Annotated in this window: 15 protein-coding genes; 6 read left to right on the forward strand and 9 right to left on the reverse strand. The window is 54.5% G+C overall.

The window, feature by feature from the left end; translation table 11 throughout:
- Window positions 1-35: 35 nt before the first annotated feature.
- From MW898_RS08945 to MW898_RS08960, 4 genes are all read left to right on the forward strand, one after another.
- Window positions 36-797 (forward strand): electron transfer flavoprotein subunit beta/FixA family protein, encoded by a 762-nt coding sequence (locus tag MW898_RS08945; protein WP_248906408.1) that lies wholly within the window; start codon window positions 36-38, stop codon window positions 795-797.
- 2 nt (window positions 798-799) lie between these two features.
- Window positions 800-1765: an electron transfer flavoprotein subunit alpha/FixB family protein gene (locus tag MW898_RS08950; RefSeq protein ID WP_248906410.1), complete on the forward strand. Its 966-nt coding sequence runs from the start codon at window positions 800-802 to the stop codon at window positions 1763-1765.
- 275 nt (window positions 1766-2040) lie between these two features.
- Complete coding sequence (locus tag MW898_RS08955; protein ID WP_248906412.1) at window positions 2041-4908, forward strand: bacterio-opsin activator domain-containing protein; 2868 nt, start codon at window positions 2041-2043, stop codon at window positions 4906-4908.
- Window positions 4909-5012: 104 nt separating this feature from the next.
- A complete protein-coding gene (locus MW898_RS08960) occupies window positions 5013-5156 on the forward strand; it encodes a rubrerythrin-like domain-containing protein (RefSeq protein WP_248906414.1) in 144 nt (47 codons plus the stop codon).
- Window positions 5157-5302: 146 nt separating this feature from the next.
- Here the strand turns inward: MW898_RS08960 and MW898_RS08965 are convergent, their stop codons facing one another.
- The 9 genes from MW898_RS08965 to MW898_RS09005 form a co-directional block, all read right to left on the reverse strand.
- Window positions 5303-6067 (reverse strand): cation diffusion facilitator family transporter, encoded by a 765-nt coding sequence (locus MW898_RS08965; protein ID WP_277999775.1) that lies wholly within the window; start codon window positions 6065-6067, stop codon window positions 5303-5305.
- Between the two features lie 154 nt (window positions 6068-6221).
- On the reverse strand, window positions 6222-8846 hold the full coding sequence (locus tag MW898_RS08970; protein ID WP_277999776.1) for a heavy metal translocating P-type ATPase: 2625 nt from the start codon (window positions 8844-8846) through the stop codon (window positions 6222-6224).
- Between the two features lie 179 nt (window positions 8847-9025).
- Complete coding sequence (locus MW898_RS08975; protein WP_248906418.1) at window positions 9026-10153, reverse strand: hypothetical protein; 1128 nt, start codon at window positions 10151-10153, stop codon at window positions 9026-9028.
- 165 nt (window positions 10154-10318) lie between these two features.
- Complete coding sequence (locus MW898_RS08980) at window positions 10319-10825, reverse strand: hypothetical protein (RefSeq protein ID WP_248906419.1); 507 nt, start codon at window positions 10823-10825, stop codon at window positions 10319-10321.
- Between the two features lie 112 nt (window positions 10826-10937).
- Complete coding sequence (locus tag MW898_RS08985; RefSeq protein WP_248906422.1) at window positions 10938-12251, reverse strand: hydroxyacid-oxoacid transhydrogenase; 1314 nt, start codon at window positions 12249-12251, stop codon at window positions 10938-10940.
- Window positions 12248-13051: an N-acyl homoserine lactonase family protein gene (locus tag MW898_RS08990; protein ID WP_248906424.1), complete on the reverse strand. Its 804-nt coding sequence runs from the start codon at window positions 13049-13051 to the stop codon at window positions 12248-12250. Before MW898_RS08990 ends, MW898_RS08985 begins: the two co-directional genes overlap by 4 nt.
- Before the next feature lie 728 nt (window positions 13052-13779).
- Complete coding sequence (locus tag MW898_RS08995; RefSeq protein ID WP_248906426.1) at window positions 13780-15432, reverse strand: long-chain fatty acid--CoA ligase; 1653 nt, start codon at window positions 15430-15432, stop codon at window positions 13780-13782.
- A 103-nt stretch (window positions 15433-15535) separates the two neighbouring features.
- Window positions 15536-17269, reverse strand: coding sequence for a GMC family oxidoreductase N-terminal domain-containing protein (locus MW898_RS09000; RefSeq protein ID WP_248906428.1), 1734 nt, complete (start codon window positions 17267-17269; stop codon window positions 15536-15538).
- A complete protein-coding gene (locus tag MW898_RS09005; protein WP_248906430.1) occupies window positions 17269-18408 on the reverse strand; it encodes a hypothetical protein in 1140 nt (379 codons plus the stop codon). The genes MW898_RS09000 and MW898_RS09005 overlap by 1 nt, the downstream gene beginning before the upstream one ends.
- Window positions 18409-18724: 316 nt before the next feature.
- Here MW898_RS09005 and MW898_RS09010 point away from each other — a divergent pair, with 316 nt between their 5' ends.
- Window positions 18725-19501 (forward strand): IclR family transcriptional regulator, encoded by a 777-nt coding sequence (locus MW898_RS09010; RefSeq protein WP_248906432.1) that lies wholly within the window; start codon window positions 18725-18727, stop codon window positions 19499-19501.
- A 210-nt stretch (window positions 19502-19711) separates the two neighbouring features.
- The gene (locus MW898_RS09015; RefSeq protein WP_248906433.1) at window positions 19712-21220 is read left to right on the forward strand and encodes a class I adenylate-forming enzyme family protein; all 1509 of its coding nucleotides are present in this window, start codon (window positions 19712-19714) and stop codon (window positions 21218-21220) included.
- Window positions 21221-21347 lie beyond the last annotated feature (127 nt).

A 21347-nucleotide genomic window follows, 5' to 3' on the forward strand; every position in this document is an offset into this window, starting at 1 on the left:
ATCAGATCCTTTACACCAACCTATACGAGAACACCATGGAAGTGCTAGCCTGCATCAAGCGGGTACCGGATACCGGATCGAGAATTGTACTGACAGAAGACAAACAAGATATCGACACCAGCAATCTCGGGTTCACGATGAGCCCGCACGAAGAATGTGCGGTTGAGGCTGCTATCGAGTTGACCCAGAGCCACGGTGGGACGGCAACAGCGTTGACACTCGGCCCAGACGAGGCGACCGAGCAAGTCCGAACCGCATTGGCAATGCAAGCCGACGAGGCAGTGCTGCTGGAAACTGATGGAAGCGAGTGGGGCGCTATCGATACTGCCCAAGCCATCGCCGAGCACGTCCGCAATCGAGACGAAGAACTCGATCTGCTCCTGTTCGGTAATGAGTCCGCAGACGCAGGGAACTACCAGGTCGGTGTCCGCGTTGCTCACGAACTCGATCTCCCTTGCGTGACCGGCATCAAATCCCTCACAGTTGAAGACGGAACGGCCATCGCAAAACGAGAAGTATCCGGGGGCTCAGAGGTGTACGAGGTGGAGCTTCCGGCAGTGATATCCGTGAAAGAAGGATTGAACGAGCCTCGCTATCCGTCGATACGCTCAAAGATGGCGGCACAACGTCACGACGTCGAGCGGAGCGAACCGGAGCGGACTGCTGCTGTCGGTCTCGAAAAGATTCGTCTCGAAACGCCAGAGCAATCAGAAGGCTCCGCCGAGATACTCGGAGAAGGACCCGAGGCAGTGGACAACGTCATGGAAGTACTATCCAACGATTTGGAGGTGCTCTGACCGTGATCCTCAGCTTAATCGAACACGAAGACGGCACGCCGAGCGACGTGTCGCTCCAGATGCTCACGTTGGCTCGTGACATCGCCGAACAAACAGATTCGTCGCTAGCTGCCATCGTGTTTGATGATGGAGACGCTGTGACCGACGCGGTAGCCACACAGGGCGTCGAAGATGTCTACAGCGTCACCCACGACCGCCTCGACGTGTATGCGCCAGAGGCGTGGGCCGAAAGCGTCGACCAGCTCGTCGAAGAACTCGACCCGGAGGCTGTTCTGGCTGCTGGTACCGATCGTGGTCACGAGGTTTTGGCACACGTCGTCGCCAGACGTGATCTACCGATGGCCGCAAACTGCACCGAAGTGGACGCTGGCGATGCCTACGAAGTGACGCGACAACGCTGGGGTGGCAGCCTCATCGAACACGCTCGATTCGATAGCGGGATGCCGGTGCTCACGACCGCAGCACACGAGATAGCCGCAGAACCAGCCACCGAGGCAGCCGACGTGACGACCCACGATTTCACACCGACACTCGATGACGACGACTTCCGTGTCCGCGTCTCACGACGGGAAGAGTCCGATGCAGAGGGCATTCCGTTAGGAGAGGCCCGCATCGTCGTCGGTGGAGGCCGTGGCGTCGGAAGTAGCGAAGACTTTGATCAGTTAGAAGAGCTTGCAGAACTGCTCGGTGGGACGGTTGGCTCCTCGCGTGCCGCTGTCAACGAGGGATGGCGTCCCCACGACGACCAGATCGGCCTGACCGGTGCCAAGATCGCACCGAAGCTCTATGTCGCCTGTGGGATCAGCGGTGCGGTCCAGCATATGGTTGGCTGTAAGGGAGCGGACAACATTCTCGCAATCAACACAGATCCCGAAACGTCCATCATCCAAAAAGGAGAGTACGCCGTCATCGGTGACCTCCACGAGGTCGTCCCAGCACTGAATGAGGCGATTCGGAATGGACAATGAGAGCGAACGCTTGAAAGGACCTGAAGATTCATTCGGTGGACTGTGACATATTTCGAGTAATCTCATCTCCGTCTATCTCAGCGGATGTCATCTCATTCTGATCGTTCGATCTTATTCCGGTTCGTTGCCCTCGATTCGTATTCGTTGTCGATATCGATCTCGCTGTTTCAAGAATGTGAGCCACGGGCCATCATTCCGTCACTCTTCTTCGCGTCGGTGAGAGTGGACCGTTCCATCGCCAAGATTGAACGTTCTGGGATTTGTACAGACAGGTAATGTCGTCTCTATCCAGCGCGTTGGACTCGGCTTGCGTGCTTCTCGTTGGTACGACCGATTGGGTCGGAACACTCGCGCAGACGCTGGAAACTGACACCGGGGCAACTGTTCGGGTGGTTGCAACCGCTGATGAAGCGCTCACCGTCTATCACGAGGAGTCGGTTCACTGCCTCATCAGTGAATATGCCCTTGCTGAATCGACCGGTCTCCAACTACTCCGAACAATTCGTTCGGAAACGACGACGACGCCCGTTATTCTGTGTACTGCAGCAGGAAACGAATCGATCGCTAGTGAAGCCGTTTCTGCGGGAGTCACCGACTACATCGCTCTGACTGGCGACGAAGCGTGGATCGAGGACAGTCTGGAGCGTATCGAACGAGCCATTCGAACCGCTCGACGAACAGAGACCCTGCGAGATCGAGCACGACAGTTCGATGCGATATTTCACGACTCACGGTCCGCGACGTGGGTGCTCGATCCTGATGGTCATCTCGTACGAGTCAACCAGACTGCCCGTGAGATGATCGAACATGATACCGAAAGCGTCGTCGAACAACCATTCTGGACGCTTCCATGGTGGCCAAGATCGAATGGGATTCAATCAGACGTTCGTCAAATAGTCGAGAAAGCCCTCGATGGCACGTTTAGCACCGCGGTGATTACCCGAACAGAAGCAGACGACAGTCCACAGGTGAGCGAGCTGTCTGCTCGTCCTGTTCGGGACGAACGTGGATCCATCGTCTCCATCATCGTCGAAGAAGTCGATATCACCGAACGGGTTGATCTCGAACGTGAACTCCGACAGTCCGAGGAGCTTCACCGCGTCACGCTCAACAACATGACTGATACGGTCCTGATTACCGATGATTCGGGGGCCTACACCTACGTCTGTCCTAACGTTCACTTCATATTCGGATACACCGCAAACGAAATTCGTGAACTCGGTACGATCGATGCCCTTCTCGGCGATGATCTCTTCGATCGGGACGAACTCACGGACAATGGTGTACTGAAGAACATCGAGTGTACGGCGACGGACAAAGCGGGACGTGAGCATACACTGTTAGTAAATGTCAGGGAGGTATCTATTCAGGATGGGACGCTGCTGTATAGCTGTCGAGATATCACAAAGCGAAAGCAGCGCGAAGAAGCGTTGGCTACGCTTCAGGAAACGACGCGTGATTTCCTCTATGCAGAAACCAGAGCGGAGATCGCCCAACGCACCGTCGAAGACGTTTCGAGCGTCCTCGGCCTCGATGCGAGCGCGGTCTATCTCTTCGATGTTGACGGAAATAATCTGCAGCCGACTGCGTATTCAACCTCGATGGAGCGGTTGAACGGCCCTCCCCTGACCACGCATACCGATCCCGACAGTCTCACTGGCTACAGCTTCGTCGAGGACGAATCCTTGTTTTTCGACGATGTCCATAGCTCCGATCGGCTCGAAAATCGAGCGACTGACCTCCGAAGTGCTGCGTACATCCCGTTGGGCGAGCACGGAGTCTTTATCGCTGGTGCAGCTGATGTCGGACTGTTCGATGACGTCACACGAGAGCTCGCCGATCTGCTCGCTGCAACGGCTGAAGCCGCTCTCGATCGTGTCAAGCGTGAGAGCCGCTTGCGCGAACAAGATCGTGAGCTGCAACACCAGAACAGCCAGCTCACCGCACTGAACCGCATCAACGAGATCATTCGTGACATCGATCAAGCGCTCGTACAGGCAGAAACACGCGAGGAAATCGATCGTGCTGTCTGTGATCGCTTGACGGCTGATGATCGATTCGCGTTCGCCTGGATCGGTGTGATCGACCCGGTTGAAGGCTCGTTACAGCCACGAGCGTGGGCTGGTGCGGAACGGGGCTACCTCGATAGCCTCGCTGTTTCTGTGGACGAATCCGAATCGGAGCCATCGAAACAAACTGCGGCCACCCGAGAAGTAACGATGGTCACGAACGTCGCTAATCGCCTTCGACAGGAGTCATGGCGAAAGGAAGCACTCTCTCGCGGATTCCACTCGGTGCTCAGTGTTCTGCTCGCGTATGATGAGTTCACGTACGGCGTTCTGACTGTGTATGCAGAATCCCAAAACGCATTCGACGAGACCTCCCGTGCAGTACTGGCCGAGCTCGGCGAGACGATCGCTTCGGCGACGAGTGCAGTCGAGCGAAAAAACGCACTTGTTACAACTTCGATGACGCGTCTCGAATTCAAGATCGAGGACCCAGCGTTCGTGCTTTCTCGGCTTGCACAGGAGGCAGACTGCACGCTCTCCTATCACGGCGGGGTGCAACAGACCACAGACGGCGTCTACGTCTTCGTGACTGTTGAGGGTGCAGTTGTCGATGCGGCTGAACGGGTCGCGACGGAGTTGGTCGCAGTCGAAGAGGTTCATCGAATCAGCGCCGATGGTACCGAAGGTGTGCTCAGGCTCAAACTCGCTCAGCCGTTTCTCGCACTCGAATTAGCTGACCACGGGGCAGTTCTCCACAGTGCCTCGGTTGATGCGTCATCCGCAAATCTCGTTATCGACGTTCCAGATAGCGTCGATGTGCGCCATATCACGCAGCTCGTGACTGAGCCGTTCGACAATGTCGAATTCCAATCAAAACAGACGCTCGATCGAACGTCCAGCCAGAGTCTTTACTCACAGTTCCTCGATCAGCTAACCGACAGACAGCTCGAAGTGGTTCAGATGGCGTATTACAGCGGGTTTTTCGAATCACCGCGTGAAAACACAGGCGAAGAGATCGCTGACGTACTTGATATCTCGCCGACTGCCTTCTATCGGCACGCCCGGACAGTCCAACGAAAGCTATTCTCGACGTTGTTCGACGACGTTGGTATTCCTACCTCATCCATGGATTAGCCGGCGTGGACGTTGGGGGGTTGAATAACAAACCACCAATCTGAATTATTGTTTGTTATTCAACGATCACTGTCATTCATGAGTGTTTCGTAGTGGGAACAACGATGAGAGATGTCAGCTACGACCCTAATTCGAAGTCGGCATACGAGTGTTTCAACTGCGGTACGATCGTGAGAGCAGAGTCGAATCCGGGAACGTGTGATAATTGTGGGAGCGCGATGCGAAATAGGCTGATACCGCTCGAGTGAGCACATTGTCGAGGGATATCGCTGCGATTCTCGAATGTAGTCGCTGGGGGCAGTAGATACTGTGTCGTTACACTCGAAAATCGAATCTCGCAGTTGCTTCGAATCAATTTATCATTGATCGCTAATCGACTGCGGCGTTCGATCATCTAATCGCTCGTTCGACGATGAGAATCTGTCCGCTGATTTTCGAGGGACGTCGCCGGACCGACGAGATGGACAGTCGCCACAGTGAGTTGGCTACACACTTGCCAAACGTGGATATCATCGACGCGTTCGACATCGCCCAATGCAGTGATGTCAGTTCGAAGATCGTCTTGTGAACTCGGACTTCGTTCGAGGAGGATCGACGAACTCTCCCGAAGAACCGTCCCAGCCGACCAGAGAACCAGGAATCCGATCAGCGTGGCAGCGACCGGGTCGGCGATCGGGAGATCTGCTACGGCGACGGCCACCGTTGCAACGATCACTGCGATCGAGCCGCCCGCATCGCCAAGCAGGTGGTAGAACGCGCTGCGTTCGTTGAGGCTCATTTCACCGCTCTGAAGGACGTATACCGATCCGACGTTGACGAGTAAGCCACCAGTGGCAACGATAAGCGTCAGTTCCGGGTCGATGGTGACGGGATCGAGAAATCTCTGATAGGACTCCCAGAGGATGTAGCCAACCATTGGGATAAACAGGACACCATTCAGGAAGGCAGCGACTGGCTCCAGACGATGAAGGCCGTATGACCACGTTTCACCGCCTTCAAAGCGGTCTACGGTGTAACTCGCACCGAACGCCATCGAGTATGCGAGCATGTCGAACAGCATGTGGAGTGCGTCACTGAGCAGTGCAACCGAACCAAACAGGAGACCGCCAGCCAACTCGACGATGAAACCAACGAGGTTGCTCACAGCAACAAGCGTCAACCGCTCGGTGCTCGTCCGATCTGCTCCTTGCTGACCGACACAGATACCAAAGACGTGGTCGTGACCGTGATCATGATCGTGGTCTGACCGTGACTATGGTCGTGGTCGCTGTCGTCGATATCCATCGTGTGGGATGAATACGGGTTCGACTATCTCAGGGCTTTTCAGTGGGTGAATCATCTGGGCGGATCCGTGAGAGGCGCATCGCGTTGCCGGTAACGCCGACGGTCATTCCGGCATCGCCAATCAGCACCGCGTGTGCAACGCCGACGTATCCGAAGGGGACGCCGACAGCGAGGAGCGCTTTCACAGCGAGACTCGCCCAGATGTTCTGCCGGATAACGCCGTTTGCGTCGTGAGCGAGTTCGTACACGTACGGGAGCCGCGAGAGATCATCGCCCATGAGCGCGATGTCTGCTGTTTCGAGGGCTGTATCCGTGCCTGCTGCACCCATTGCGATTCCCACTGTCGCCGTGGCGAGTGCCGGTGCGTCATTGATTCCGTCGCCAACCATCGCAACACCGTCGTGCTCAGTCATGAGCGCTTCGACGGCTGTGACTTTGTCCTCTGGGAGGAGTTCGGCACGGTAGTCATCGACACCTACCTCGTCAGCGATCGCACGAGCTGTCCCTTCGTTGTCGCCAGTGAGCATCACCACCCGCACGCCTAACTCGTGAAGGCGCTCGACTGTCTCTTGGGCCGCGGGACGAACCGCATCGGCGACAGCGATGATTCCTTCGAGTTCATCCTCTCGACCAACAAGAATGACCGTCTTCCCGTCGGACTGCAAGCGAGGAATGGTGTCCGTGACGAGATTGAGACAGCCTTGTTGATCACAGAGATTGCGCATCTCGGTCGAGAGATCTGTGTTGCCGTCGTTGACGACGTGGGCGTGGCCGAGATCAAAGCCGAGGTCGTCGAACAGCTCGGGCTTACCAGCGTAGTGGCGTGTTCCATCGAGATCCGCGCGAACGCCTCTTCCGGTGAGACTCTCGAAGTCGGATATCTCTCTGGCGACGGTCGTTCCGTCGGTGTGAGCGACAATCGCCTCTCCGATTGGATGTTCGGAGCGTGTTTCGAGTCCACGCGCACACCGGAGAACGTCCTCATCGGTGTGCTCGCCGAGTGGAACGACGTCCGTGACGACGAGCTCTCCTTTTGTGAGGGTGCCAGTCTTATCGACAGCGACTGTCTCTACGGCACCCATCGCTTCGAGGTGGTTGCCTCCCTTGATGAGAACGCCGTTCTTCGCCGCACTGGTGATCCCTGAAACGACCGAGACGGGCGTCGAAATGACGAACGCACAGGGACAAGCGAGGACGAGCATCGTGATACCAGCAACGAGCCACTCAACCCACGATGCACTGAATAGGAGTGGCGGAACAGCCGCAACCAGCACCGCTACACCGACCATAACCGGTGTGTAGTAGTTCGCAAACCGCTCGACAAACTGCTCGCGTTCGGTCTTATTCGACTGTGCGTTCTCGATGAGATCGACGATTCGTGAGATCGTGTTGTCACTGACAGCGGATGTGACTTCGACTTCGAGATATCCTTCTTCGTTGATCGTCCCCGCGTATACAGCATCTCCGAGGGTCTTATCGACCGGGACGGACTCTCCGGTGATTGGCGCTTGGTTGACGGCGCTTTCGCCCTCACGAACCGTTCCGTCCATCGGAATTTTTTCGCCCGGCCGAACCACGACGCGGTCACCGATCTGAACAGCATCAACGGGAATCGTCATCGTCTCACCGTCGCGGCGGACAGTCGCCTCGTCTGGCGAGAGATCCATCAGTTCCCGCAGTGAACTGCGCGTCCGATCCATCGAATGCCGTTCAAGGAGTTCGGAGGTGCTGAAGAGAAATGCGAGCGTCGCAGCCTCGAAATACAAACTTTTAGAAGCGATAAGACTGGCGACGACTGCACTCACGATGGCCGCTGACATCAGGAAGTCGATGTCGAGATTCAGATTGCGCGCAGAGTAGTAGCCGTTCCGAAGGATCGCCTGACCGCCCAGAACGATTCCAGCGAGAAAGAAGACCTCAGCCGTGGTAAATCCGACACTGAGCACTGATACGACCTCGGTATTCAGACCGGTGAGTGCCCATTCAACGAGTAATCCTAGCCCGAGTAAGACGCCACTGAGAGCGGTTTTCGTTGCCCGACGGCTCTGCCAGACGCTCGTCTCATCTGAAGAAGCCGTCTCGAGAGTGCTGTTGTTCTCACTGTCCTCGGTAGAGGCTGCTTCGACAGGGTAGCCCGCGTTCTCGATGGCCTGCTCGATTGCTCCGGGAGTGACAGCCCTGTCATCGTAGGTGACAGTTACCTGCCCGATGGTTGGCCGTGTCTCGTATGATTCTACGCCATCAAGTTTCTGAACGCTGTTTTCTACCTTCCCTGCACAAGACGGACAGTCCATATCCGGAACCGCAAACGTCGCTGTCCGGGACTGATTGTGCGCTTGGACCGAGTATCCGGCCGCCTCAACCCGCTGGACGACGTCGTCTGCAGACACTCGACCACTATCGTACGTCACCGATAACACACCAGTCGTTACCTGCGGTTCGAGATCTTCGATTCCGTCGAGCTTCCGGAGGCTGTTTTCTACCTTTCCCGCGCAGGACGGACAGTCCATATCCGGAACATCGAGAGAGATGGTTGTCTCCGTGCTGTCCGTGGAAGACGAAGCGTTGACATCGTCGTGGGGGTGCTCATGGCAGTGGTCGTGATCCTGACCACAGTGTGGCAAGTCAGCTCCGTCGTCTGCGGACTCTGTCATTGTCTCTGAGTAGCTGCCCAGTTCTTATTAATCCCGCTGTTTAAAAATGGGGGTAAAATAATCAAATCTAGTATTTTCTTCGATCTCAGTTAACAACAAATTTCTTATATATTCAGTCAATACTGTACTATCCCGAGAGACGCGATGCCATCACAGCGCTAGATGCAGGGGTACGTGATTTAATTGGAAGTCGAACCGAGAACAGTCGCGTTCTCTGTGGCTGACCCTGTCGATGTGAGGAAGCTCCCGAGCAACAAGAGTACGCTCCCCGCAAAAAACATGCCGCCAACTGGAGATGAGGGGACCATAAATGACCAGTAGACGGGCGTTACAGCACTCCCAAAGAGAACGCTGAGCACTCCGTAAAATGCCGGGGCACAACAACAGCACGCTGTCGCACCAGAGGCAGCAAGCGACCCGGTGAAGAGCTGTTTTCCCGCGAACGATCCGACAGCTGACCACTGTTGTGTTACGACAGCGACGTTCAATCCGACAAGACCGCCTAGTATACCCATCAACAGGAGCGTCCCGATCGAAATGTATCCACTCAACGGAACCATGGGGACGTAGAATTCGATAGCCGGCCACATGACCAGTGGACTGGCGACAGTGAACGGAGTGATGAATGTTTCCGTCGGTGCGTTGACACCGTAATCAGGATTTATACTCATCGTTCCTGCCGAAAAAGCGAAGAAAACGCTGGTCAATAAACCAGCACTGATGCCAGTGACCTTGGGCATGGTTTGGAGACGGAGGCTCTGGAGAATCGCCCGTCCATCGGTCCAAATAATGAACACAAGCACCAGCGGGAGGCTCAGCGCAATGAGATAGCCCAGCGGATTGTGGTAGCCTTGGTTTTGGAGCGCCGATGGGTATACGATCCATGCGCTGAGTAGAAGACAGAGGATTGCATATTGGGGTTTCTGGGGCCATCTGAGCCGGACAATAAGAAAGCCACCAACGGAAAGCAGTCCCCCGACGATGAATCCGAAGACCGGATACAGTTCGGTGAGCTGTGGCGGGGAATTGGCCACGACTTGAATTTCGACGAGACCGATTCCACCGAAAACCGCTGAGAGCGCCCCACCGACGATAAACGGTGCTGCAAAGGAGAGCCTCACGAGATCACGTCGCGCTGCGGTGACTGTGAGAACAATTACACCGATGCCACCGAGACAGAGGACGAATAGAAGCCAGTGTGGAGTTCCTGCATGAGTCGTCCCGGAGTGTGCTGCAGCGGGGGAAACGACAGCTCTTCCCCCGATGGTAAAGGCGAAAATCCAAGCGAGTAACCGTCGATACGTCATTGATATTGTGGGCGATAGCGATACTGTTTCGACTCATTCGCGTCGAGAACTATTCGAGAAATCATATATCGGGCGTTCGTGACTGTTAGCAAAACGTGTTGTGGTGTTCGGCCTACGAGAGAATTGGGGGCAGACTGACGCATTCAAAGAGAGAGCGTCGTCTTCTCAGGGAAACAGACAAGAGACGACATCAATACCGACCACGTTCAGGAAGACGGGGACAAAGAGAGGAAGCAGGGCTGCACCCAATGAGTAGAGACTGTCACGAGTTTGAAGTTTTCCGTATCTTCGTTTTTTCCTCCGATCGACCACCGGATCTCGGGTAGCAATCACTTCCCCACGCTTATCGAGACCCGTCATTGCCCTGAGGAAGAATTTCAATATGAAATACATTGACATGAGACCCAACCCGAGCGTGACTAGCTGAGCGAGATTGATCCCCTCGGCGCACAGTACTTGTTCTGCTCCAGAGACACCGACCTGTGCCGCAACTGGAGTCGGCCACAGCATGAACATTCCACACGTCAAGAGGACCGAGAGAACCGGATCGTGGCGGCCGGGACGCATCAGCATCCAGTCAATCATCTGCCACCAACGCTTGAGTCGAATCACTGTTTCCCAACACACGCGGACGATGGAGGAGCGGGGCATGCGATTCCGGTCGTTCGACATATGGAAAAATCCATCGTCTTTGTGTTAAAAATGATCGATTGCTGTCGGTCGATTTCGGTTCGAGAATTGGGACTGTGGCCGTGTCTCAGATGTGGTGTGGAGACTTGTGTACCTACCCCCAGTTGTGCAGTGCATCTTCGAAAATCGCGTGCACGTCTTCAGTTGTGACCGGGCGCGGATTACACCGAAGCAGCCGTTGTTGGGTCTTTGTGGTTTGGTTTGCGAGCCACTCAAGATCGTCTTCTGTGATATCCGCGAGTTCAGAGAGACCACTCGGAAGAACGTTTAGATCGCGTTGGAGACGGATATACTCCGATTTCGCCTCGTTTGCTGCGGCACGAGTGCTCATTCCGGTGGTATCGACACCGAGCATTTTGGCGATTCGTGCGAACCGCTCGGGATCGCTCGCAGCGTTGTAGCCGAGCGTGCTCGCCGGTGTGAGAACCGCAATGGTTTCGCCGTGGTAGGTGTGGTATCGATTTCCGACAGGGTAGGCCATCGCGTGACAGAGGCTCGCACCAGCGGTGAGTCCCGCGATGGCACCGAACAACGCGCCTTGGAGCATCGCCGAGCGAGCAGCAATGTCATCACCGTTGTTCACTACACAACGGACATTACCAGCTAAGAGGTCGATAGCCTTCTCGCTGAAAGCTTCGGTCACGGGTGTCCGTCCGGCGTACGTCGGCCGTGATGCTGGATCGCTCGCCCGAAGCAAGGAGTCGTACTCGTGGGTCGTGTACCCCTCGATGGCGTGGCCGAGCGCATCCATCGCTGTCTTTGCGGTCATGGCTGGCGGGAGCGTCGTCGTAAACGTCGGATCGAGCACTGCAGCGTCAGCGCGAACGTGATTGCTCGAAATTCCCTCTTTGATACTTTTTTCCTCAACCGAGAGGATCGTCACCGGAGAGATTTCGGCACCCGTTCCCGCAGTAGTTGGCATGAGGACGAGCGGAATGGCCGATTCGGTGAGTGTCTCACCATTCCCAGTGGGTTCGGCGATGTAATCGATGAGTTCCCCGCCGTTTTCGATCACTGCTCGTGTCGCTTTCGCGGTGTCCATGCAGCTTCCACCACCGAAACCAACGTAGAAGTCGTATCCTTCCGATCCCTGCTCGTCGCGGACGAACGAGAGACACTCTCCAACAGCCGCCAGAGACGGCTCGCGCTCGCAGTCGTCGTACACATCGACTGCAAACCCAGCATCAGTGAGTGCTCGGTCGACGCGATCGACGTGGCCGAGTTCAACCAGTCGTTCGTCGGTGATGATCAGGCCGTGGGCATCCGCTTCGACGCCGAGATCGTGGAGCTGGAATCCGAGTTCCTCGACAGCATTCCGACCGAATCGGATCTCGGGAAGTTGGAGGTGCCAGACTGTCTCGGGGGAAAGCTCGTGCTCCGGTGCGGAGACAGAACGCTCGTAGCTCATCGTCTCCACCCGTCTTTGATTTCCGCGAACTGTTCTGGGTCGTGACCGTAGACGATTTCAGCGTCGTGTCGGCGTTCGAGTTCTTTGAGCAGATTTAGACTCTGGAACCAGTGACGGTGGCTCCAGAGCAGTCCGGCACCCAATGGCGTCTCATCCACGTAATTTTCGGTTTGATAGAGTTCGTCGCCAGCGAAGACCACTGACTCATCCGGAAGGTGCACCATCGTTCCTGTCAGCCCCGGCGTGTGTCCGGGCAAGCGAATGAACTCCACTCCTTCGAAGTGAGTCTCTCGATCACGGTGAAGCACTGTCCAATTGAGATCGTGGTCGAAATCATCGAGAACGTAGGCCGCCGATCCCTCGTCTGATTTCGTACTGTAGTAGGCGAATTTGAGTTCCTCCTCGTGGACGAAGATTGGTGTGTCTGTTCCGTCGAAGAACTCCAAGCCACCGGCGTGATCAAGATGCAGGTGACTCTGGAAAACGTAGTCAATTTCCTCGATGGAATAACCAGCCTCCTCTAAATCGTCGTCAAGACGGTGTTCGTGGGCATCGTACGGATAGAACGCTTGCACGAGTCCCTCAGGCCAGTGGCCGTTGGCAGCGTCGTGATGAGACCCAGTGTCCCAAAGAATGATTCCCTCTGGATGGTTGATCACGAAATTCGGAACGGGAATTTTGACGTACTCCGTGTCGGGGTTTGGAGTGTCGTGGGAGCCAAGCGTGTTTCCCTCGATCAGATAATTCAAATCACACTCTAATCCACCACGATCGATAACATCAATGGTAGCATCTACCATGATAATAAATCGGCTAAATTGTACATCATTTTTTGGGTCCCATCTATCTCACAGGCATGAGGTTATTGTAAATATCAAATGAAGTGCTCTGTACGCCCGATCGTGTTCATATACTGTTAATTCTGTGGATTCTAATACGACAATCAGGGGATTTAATCACTGTGATAAAACAATATACTTCTGTGTTTTATCTACATTCAATATTTGTTTCTCATTCAGTTCGAGATGAGCTACTATCTTCATTGAAGCGCTGTGCTATACCGTCAATCCTACAGTGAGCAGATTAGTATCGAGACTGCACTACATCTTGTGTTTGCGATATCGAATGATGCCCGCACAGTCGATCAAAAATGGATCATCAGTAGCTTCCGTCAGTCCACTCAATTGGAGGATGCCGACGGTTTCGGACGTTGAATTTCGGATACTCATTCATGAACAGCCAATCCTCTCGCCGATAATGAAAACGAAATGAATGTATCCTGCCCGTTCTTCGAGAGTAATATTGAGTGTTTAATTTTGATTCAGTTTTTGCCTATAATTTGGTAGTTCTGCCAGCGATAAATATCAAATATCTGTCTACAGTTCGTGGCTGATCTAAGATCGAAGCATCATGAATGTGATAGACCATTTCTCGGAATTGTCGGGCCGTATCAGACGCGAATGTTTCTCACTTCCGTCGACGGGTCAATCACGCCGGATGACGACGCACTCACTCAGGGCAGAACATCCTATTCGCTTTCACGAGCTGACTCTTCAGGAGCTTTCCCTTCGACGAGAGAGCTGTCGTTGTACTCTTCGCGGAGGTCCTTTTTCGAGAACTTTCCGGTGGCGGTTTTCGGAACCTCATCGATGAAGAGGATCTCATCCGGGAGCCACCACTTCGGATAATCCTCACCGAGTAGTTCTAGCAGTTCTTCGGTGATCGACTCTTCATCAGTGTTGTCCGTTGGAACGACGAACGCAACCGGACGCTCTTGCCAGCGATCGTGGGGAACGCCGATTACCGTAGCCTCGGCAACACCGGTGTGAGCCATCAGTGCGTTCTCAAGTTCGACGCTCGAAATCCACTCGCCGCCCGATTTGATCACGTCTTTCGTCCGATCGACGATTGTGATGTAGCCGTCGGAATCGACCGAGACAACATCACCAGTTTTCAGCCAGCCGTCTTCGAAGTCCTCCTCGTTTGCCTCTGGACGCTCGAAGTACTCGGTCGTGATCCACGGTCCACGAACCCACAGTTCACCGAAGTCGTCGCCGTTCCACGGCACCTCTTCTCCGTTCTCATCGATTACGCGGAATTCGACACCGGGAACCATCAATCCCTGCTTGCCCTGTTTTTCGTGCTGCCGGTCGGGGCTCCAATCCTCCATCTCTGGTTTGAGTCGCGCCACCGATCCGATGGGGGACATCTCGGTCATTCCCCACGCGTGGAGAACGTCGACGCCGAGATCATCAAACTTCTTGATAACCGATTTTGGTGCGGCACTTCCACCGATGACGATCTCTTCGAGTGATGAGAGATCGACCGTATTGTCCTCCATGTATTCGAGCAGTCCAAGCCAGACGGTGGGGACGCCCGCCGTAATCGTGACACGCTCTTCTTCGATGAGCTGAGCGATATCCTCCGGGGTGGGCGACGGTCCTGGGTAGACGTGCTTTGCCCCGGCAGCAGTCGCCGAAAAGGGCATTCCCCACGCGTTGACGTGGAACATCGGCACGACGGGCATCACGACATCACTGTCGTCGATACCGAGACCTTGGGGTGTCAGCGTCGCCATCGTGTGTGTCCAGAGCATTTGCTGGGTGTACTCGACACCTTTTGGCTTTCCGGTCGTTCCAGAGGTGTAACACAATCCCGCAGATTTCTCTTCTGAGAGTGATGGCCAGTCGTATTCGGTCGCATGCCCCTCAATGAATGACTCGTAGTCGACGGCGTTGAGGGTAGTTTCGGGGACAGCATCCCCCATTACGACGAACTGTTCGACTGAGGAAAACGCGTCCGCATCGTGCGAACTCTCGAGTTTCCCGAGAAGGGACGGATCGACGAACAACAGTTCGTCGACTGCGTTCTCGACGATGTACTGAATGTGCTCATCGGGCAACAAGGGGTTGATAGTGTGGAGTTGCCTGCCAGAACTGGGAATACTGAAGTATGTCTCGAAGTGACGCGCATGATTCCAGCAGAACGTCCCGACGCGAGCATCCGATGTGATATCGGCATCTTCGAGCGCGTTCGCTAGTTGTGCGACTCGCTTTCCGTAGTCAGTATAGTCGTAGCGTTTGATACCATCAGCCGTTCGCGAGACGATCTCAGTGTCTGGGTATAATCGTTCTGTGCGCCAGAGAAACGGCCGAAGCGTCTGATCAGTACCTCCCGGCATATTCATTCGGTGTTGCTAATCGGTAATGACTCTTTTCGTTGAATCTGATTGAATTGGAGACATGATTCCATCGATACCCTGTCTCAAAACCGCTGTAGGGAGATTAGAAGTAGAGTTCGCTGATTCGATCTGCTGTCCGGAGTGCAAGCGCCTGCCCGCTGTTCGTGGGGTTCGGCCCACCGAGTCCGTTTGCCAAGGCCGAGTGATCCGCGATGAATAGCCGATCGACGTTGTAGGCTTCGGCGTTCTCGTCGAGAACGCGGCCCATTCCCATCGATGACTGCATGTGTAACAAGAGCGGCGGCCAATCACATCGGTGGACGTACTCCGCGCCCGCTTCCTTGTGAATGCGTGCGGCGATACGCGAGAGTTCATCACGTTTCGCGTCGTCGTCAGGATGCGGTGTCCACTTGACTTTGGGAACTGGACCATGCTCGTCGCTGAACGTGTCGTCGAGTTCGACCCCGTTGTTCTGTCGTGGCAGATCGTCCGTGAGTATCAAGATGGACTTCGTCCGGCGGTAGTCCGCCATTTTCCGTTTGAGCTCTTTTCCGACAACGTAGCCACGGCCGTCCCACGGCTCGTCCGGATCAACCTCGGTATCGAAGCTATAACCGGCCTGACTGAACAGGAAATTACCGAACGAGACCAGCCCGGGTGACATACCAATGTCTTCCATCCCCCCGATACCGGGCTTGTCGAACCGAGCAGCAGAGTTCTGTCCGACGAACGGGTCGATCGTCGACACTCCTGTGATCTCTTCGAGCGTCTCTTCTGGATACACACCGACGATCCAGTCGAACCAGTGTGTTGTGAGTCCTTTACCGACCCACCCGTCGTTAGGCAGATCAGAGTTGAGCCAGAGTCTGGGCGATTCAATACAGCCGGCGGCGAGGACGACGACATCAGCAGAGATGGTTCCGGTCTTTCCGGCCCACGTATCGCGGAACTCGACGCCGGTTGCTTCCATCGCGCCCCACCCTTCGGTCGCGTTGATGTTCGTAACGAATGTGTTCGGTCGGATGGCGACGTTTCCGAGGTTGGGATCGTTGTTGACATCGAGCGCTCGAGGAACCCAACTCACGTTGCTCGATTTGCGTGCCTTCTCGCGGACCGGAGCGTCCTTCGGTGTTGGACCTCCTTGGAAGTGATTACCGACGAGTGAGTCTCCTCGGAATCCGTCGTCGTAGCTGAACGATCCGTCGTAGTCAGCATCGAGATACTCTGGTGGACACGCAATGGCGTTGGGCTGGGGTCGATAGCCCGTCTCGGTGACGTTGAGATTATCGAGCAGATCGTAGCCAGCGCGCTTTGCCCCCTCAAAGAACAACTGCTCTTTGGCTGTCGCAGGAGCCTGTTGGACGTGCGTAACCTGCTCGTTGAGCTTGTAGTACGGAACGAGATCTTCGTAGTCGATGGGCCAGTGGGGCTGTTCATCGACAGCGTACGGATAGGCACGGGGGTGGTTGGCGAAGTAGTGAATCGAGGTACCACCGACGGCCGAGATCTGCCAAAGGAATGCGTTTTGATGGAGGTCACGGAACCACGGTGCCCGTGAGTGATCGGCTGGACCGACACGGAGGTATCCGGCTGTTGGGTCGTTGGCATCTGCCTCGCGTGCTGAGTACTGTTCGTCGAGCAGTTTTCCATCGAGATCATCCGGATCCGAGCTCTCTGAACCTCCTACCTCGACGTGCGGGTTGGGCCACTCTTTGTTGCCGTGCCACGGACCAGCCTCAAGGATGAGGACGTCGAGACCGTGTTTACGAGCGAGTCGTGACGCACAGGCCGGACCATCAGCACCAGCGCCGATAATAACGACATCTGGATCAGTCATCATGCGCCACCACCCCCACTTTCAACGACATCATCACCCATCAGATTGTTCGGGAGATTTAGGTTCCCTACCGTGGGGTCTTTGAATCCGTTCGGAAGTACGTGCTCCCAGTCGGCTGCGTACCCGGACGCTGGACCTGGGTATCCTGTCTGCTTGCGGCTCTGAACCTCACCAGCAGGCGTGATCAATTCTCGCTCGCTTGGTGTCTCCGTCTTCGTCTCACCATATCCCGACCATTCGGTGTAATATCCGAATCCGTGGAGTCCGTTGACTGCCATCACGACGTATTTCAAGATTCCAACCACAGGGAGGAGCGGGGACAAGAGCACGTCAAGCCGATCGATGGTCCCCTGCTGGACGATCGTCCAGAGACACCGTAGCCGATCTTCTCTGGAGAGTCGAACGAATGTTCCGCCGCCAGCGAACTGCTCGTCGATGGGCGAAAGCGGATCGTGATTCTTCCCGAGAGCAATGAACTCGGCTGCCACGATATCGAATGTGAGTGCAAACACCGATGCGTACGGATAGTTTTTAAGGACCTTGTGCGACGTTTCGTTCCCCGTCTCGATAAGGAGGTCGAACGTTGCCGGGCCAGACGCGTTCGAGGGCACGTCGTCAGCAAGCGTAATATCGAGTTTGTCGACGGCACCGAAGTCAAGGAGTTCCTCAATAACTCCGAGATCAGAGAGGGAGTTGAACAAATTAATATCGAGGAGTTGGTTCAACGCATCCAGATCAGACACCGCTCCAACCGTATCAAGGCCAATCTCGAACAGGTCCAAAGACATCGCTTCGTTCGACGATGAGAGCAAACCACCTGTGAGTGGCGTTTTGAGTGTCTCTAACCGAATTTCCTGAAAGTGGTTGAAGTCCCAGATAATGAATTTCTCAAGTTCGATATCGAGACCACCAGGAACATGCTCCGGACCGAGTTCGTCTTCGAGCTCTGGTGTGCGAGGAACTACTGCATCGACAATTGCACGATACGTATCACGGGTATGGGGATCAGTTGGGAGCGGATTCTCTAATACTTCTTCTGCCCGCGCTACCGTCGCGTTCGACATCGATAAGGCAGTAAGGCCACCGATTCCTTTCATGACGCCTCTTCGAGAGACGGGCGAATCTGTTGGGTTTTTCATGATGCTTCAAATAGATCGTACTCCCCCTCCCAGAGATTCGAGAATAAGTCTACTGCAGGGAATACGTAGTAGTTTATATAATAACAAATATAAACAGCCACACATGTTTGATAAAACATAACATATAGTTAGACCACATATATTTCTGATCTGAAGAGGTATTGAGATCAGTTGTCCTATATCGGTTTCTAGATAGTATTGATAGACATACAGCTTTCCGTGCTCAATGTGAGCCATTCCTAGTAACTATTCGATACATCAGTTTGCATCCCACATTATCGAACGACCTAAATGTCTCATCGTGGAACGCGTAGATATGAGTGATCCCGATGTCCCAATAAATTCAGTGAAGCGTTCGTACGACGTTATCGATGAGATTCGTGAACGAGAGCAAGTTGGCGTCACAGAGCTAGCTGAGGCATTGGAGATACCAAAAAGCACGCTCCACAATCATCTCCAGACGCTTGAGCAGTTGGGCTACCTCGTTCAACAAGAGGAGAAGTACCGACTCAGCACCAAATTTCTTCACCTCGGCCGCGAGGCACGCAACAGCCACGAGGTATTTCTCTACGGGCGAGAGAAGGTCAAGCGCCTCGGTGAGCAATCAGATGCCTACTGCCAGTTGGTCTGTGAGGAGAATGGAAGAGGAACGATTCTTTTAGCGACACGGTGGCAGTACGAGGACCTTCCCCCAACTGCAAAGCACGTCTACCCGATGCACGAATATCTCCATACAAATGCTCCAGGGAAGGCAATTCTCGCACAGTTTCCTGAGAAACGAATTGAAGAAATCATCAATCGTCACGGCCTGCCAGAAAACACAGATCAAACGATAACAGGCAAAGACGAGCTTTACAGGGCGCTAAGATCGGTTCGAGAACAGGGGTATGCAATCGACCGAGGGGAAATGATCGATGGGGTGGCTGGTGTCGGAGCCTCCATCGCGACGACAGACACCGTGTATGGAGCAATAGCCGCTTATGGTCCAATCAACGAGATACAACCGAACATCGAGAGCGAAATACTGCCAACTCTCGTTAAAGAGCAGGCACAAGCCGTTCGTGACGACATCGTGTTCGACAGTCTCGGTTGAATACGTTGATCACGAAACAGGCACGCGCTGTGTTCGATACTGTGGGACAAAGCGGTGATTGTGTTCGTATTCAGATCGCTCTCACCGTCGTCTCAGTGCTACCAGAACGAAATAGAATGGAGGGCGACACACCAGAGATAGCTTTTTTTGAGGAACTACATATCACCTAGATTGGGAAAGTAGGATAGTGTGAGGGAAAGACCGTTTCGCATGAACTTTGCAAACTTCGTCGATTTCGCTGCGAGGGAGGTGCCAGTCAGTCCGGCACTAAGCGACGCGACGGAGCTCATTTCCTACTCTAAACTCTCCGAAATGACTGATGCCGCTGCGAACGCACTCTGTTCACTCGGCGTCGGGCCAAACGATCGTGTTGCGATTTGTCTTCAAAACCGTCTCGAATTCCTGAGTATTCATCTGGGGGCGATGAAGCGTGGCGCCGTTCCAGTTCCGATCAACACGCAGTTCAATGATGAACAGATTCGACATGTTCTCACAACTAGTGATATATTGGTAATCGTGACGAATAGACGATTCGAGGCTGTTGCAACATCCGTCGAAACAGCAATTACGACCGATGGAAGCGTCGGTCACGACTATCACACTCTTCTGGCAGAAGCAATGAACGAGTACGAAGTGTATCCTCGTCAAAACGATGATATCGCAGCAGTGATGTACACCAGTGGCACAACCGGCCAACCGAAAGGCGTCCGTCACACTCATGGAAACCTCGTGGCAAACGCGACGGCGCTGATCAAGTGCGTGGGGTTGACGCGGAAGACGGTCGGACTGACGGTCTGTCAGTGTTTCCACGTCGTCGGTCTCAACGTAACGACCACGCCGCTTATCCGAGTGATGGCGGAGAACAGATTGCTCCCCGAATGGGATCCAGAGACAGTTCTCACAACCATCGAAAATCACAGTGTTACGTACACGTTTTTCACACCAAGCATGATTATCGATCTGCTTGATTACGACAACGTCGATCGGTACGACCTCTCGTCGCTTTCGGTCGTCGGAGTTGGTGGGGCACCGATGCCGAAGCGACGATTCGACGATGCCGAACGAGTGCTTGGGTGTCCAGTACTCGAAGGGTACGGAATGACTGAAACCACGCCGTTGGCAGCATTCAATCAGTTACGTTCCGATACTCGCAAGCGAGGCAGCGTCGGCCCTCCTGCAAAGGAAGTTATCGACCTTCGCATTGAGGATCCCGAGACGGGAGCACTCGTTGATCAGGGAGAAAAAGGAGAACTCCTCTGGCACGGAGATACAGTCACGCCTGGATATGAACGACAACGGAACAACACAGACGCGTTCGTCGAACGAGCTGGTGTCAGATGGTTGCGCTCTGGCGATATCGGATGGAGAGACGATGACGGAAATCTGTACATCGTTGACCGGCGTGAAGACATGTTTACGACCGGCTGTGCAAACGTATATCCACGAGTGATTGAAGACGTTCTCTACGAACTCGATCACGTTTCCGAGGCTGCAATTATCGACGCCAGAGACGATCTACGAGGAGCCATCGTCACGGCAATAATCATGCGATCTCGGGAGACACTCACCGGAGAACAGGTACGAGCGGTCTGTGAAGAATATCTCGAACCACACGAAATCCCACAGCGTGTCGAGTTCGTAGACAAGATTCCAAAAACAGCAACTGGAAAGACCGATCGAATCGCCCTTCGGGAGGCGTTTGGAACGACCAACTCGTGACCACGCTGGATATTGTGCGATTGCTGCGCTTTGGTTATGCTTGATCTCGCTCGCACTCGGAGACACGAACGGCGATTATGTACACTCGACACTCCAGCCATTCGAAACCCGATACCGAGAGTGGTTT

Origin of the sequence: Halocatena marina (assembly GCF_023276375.1) — an archaeon.
GTDB classification, from domain to species: Archaea; Halobacteriota; Halobacteria; order Halobacteriales; family Haloarculaceae; genus Halocatena; species Halocatena marina.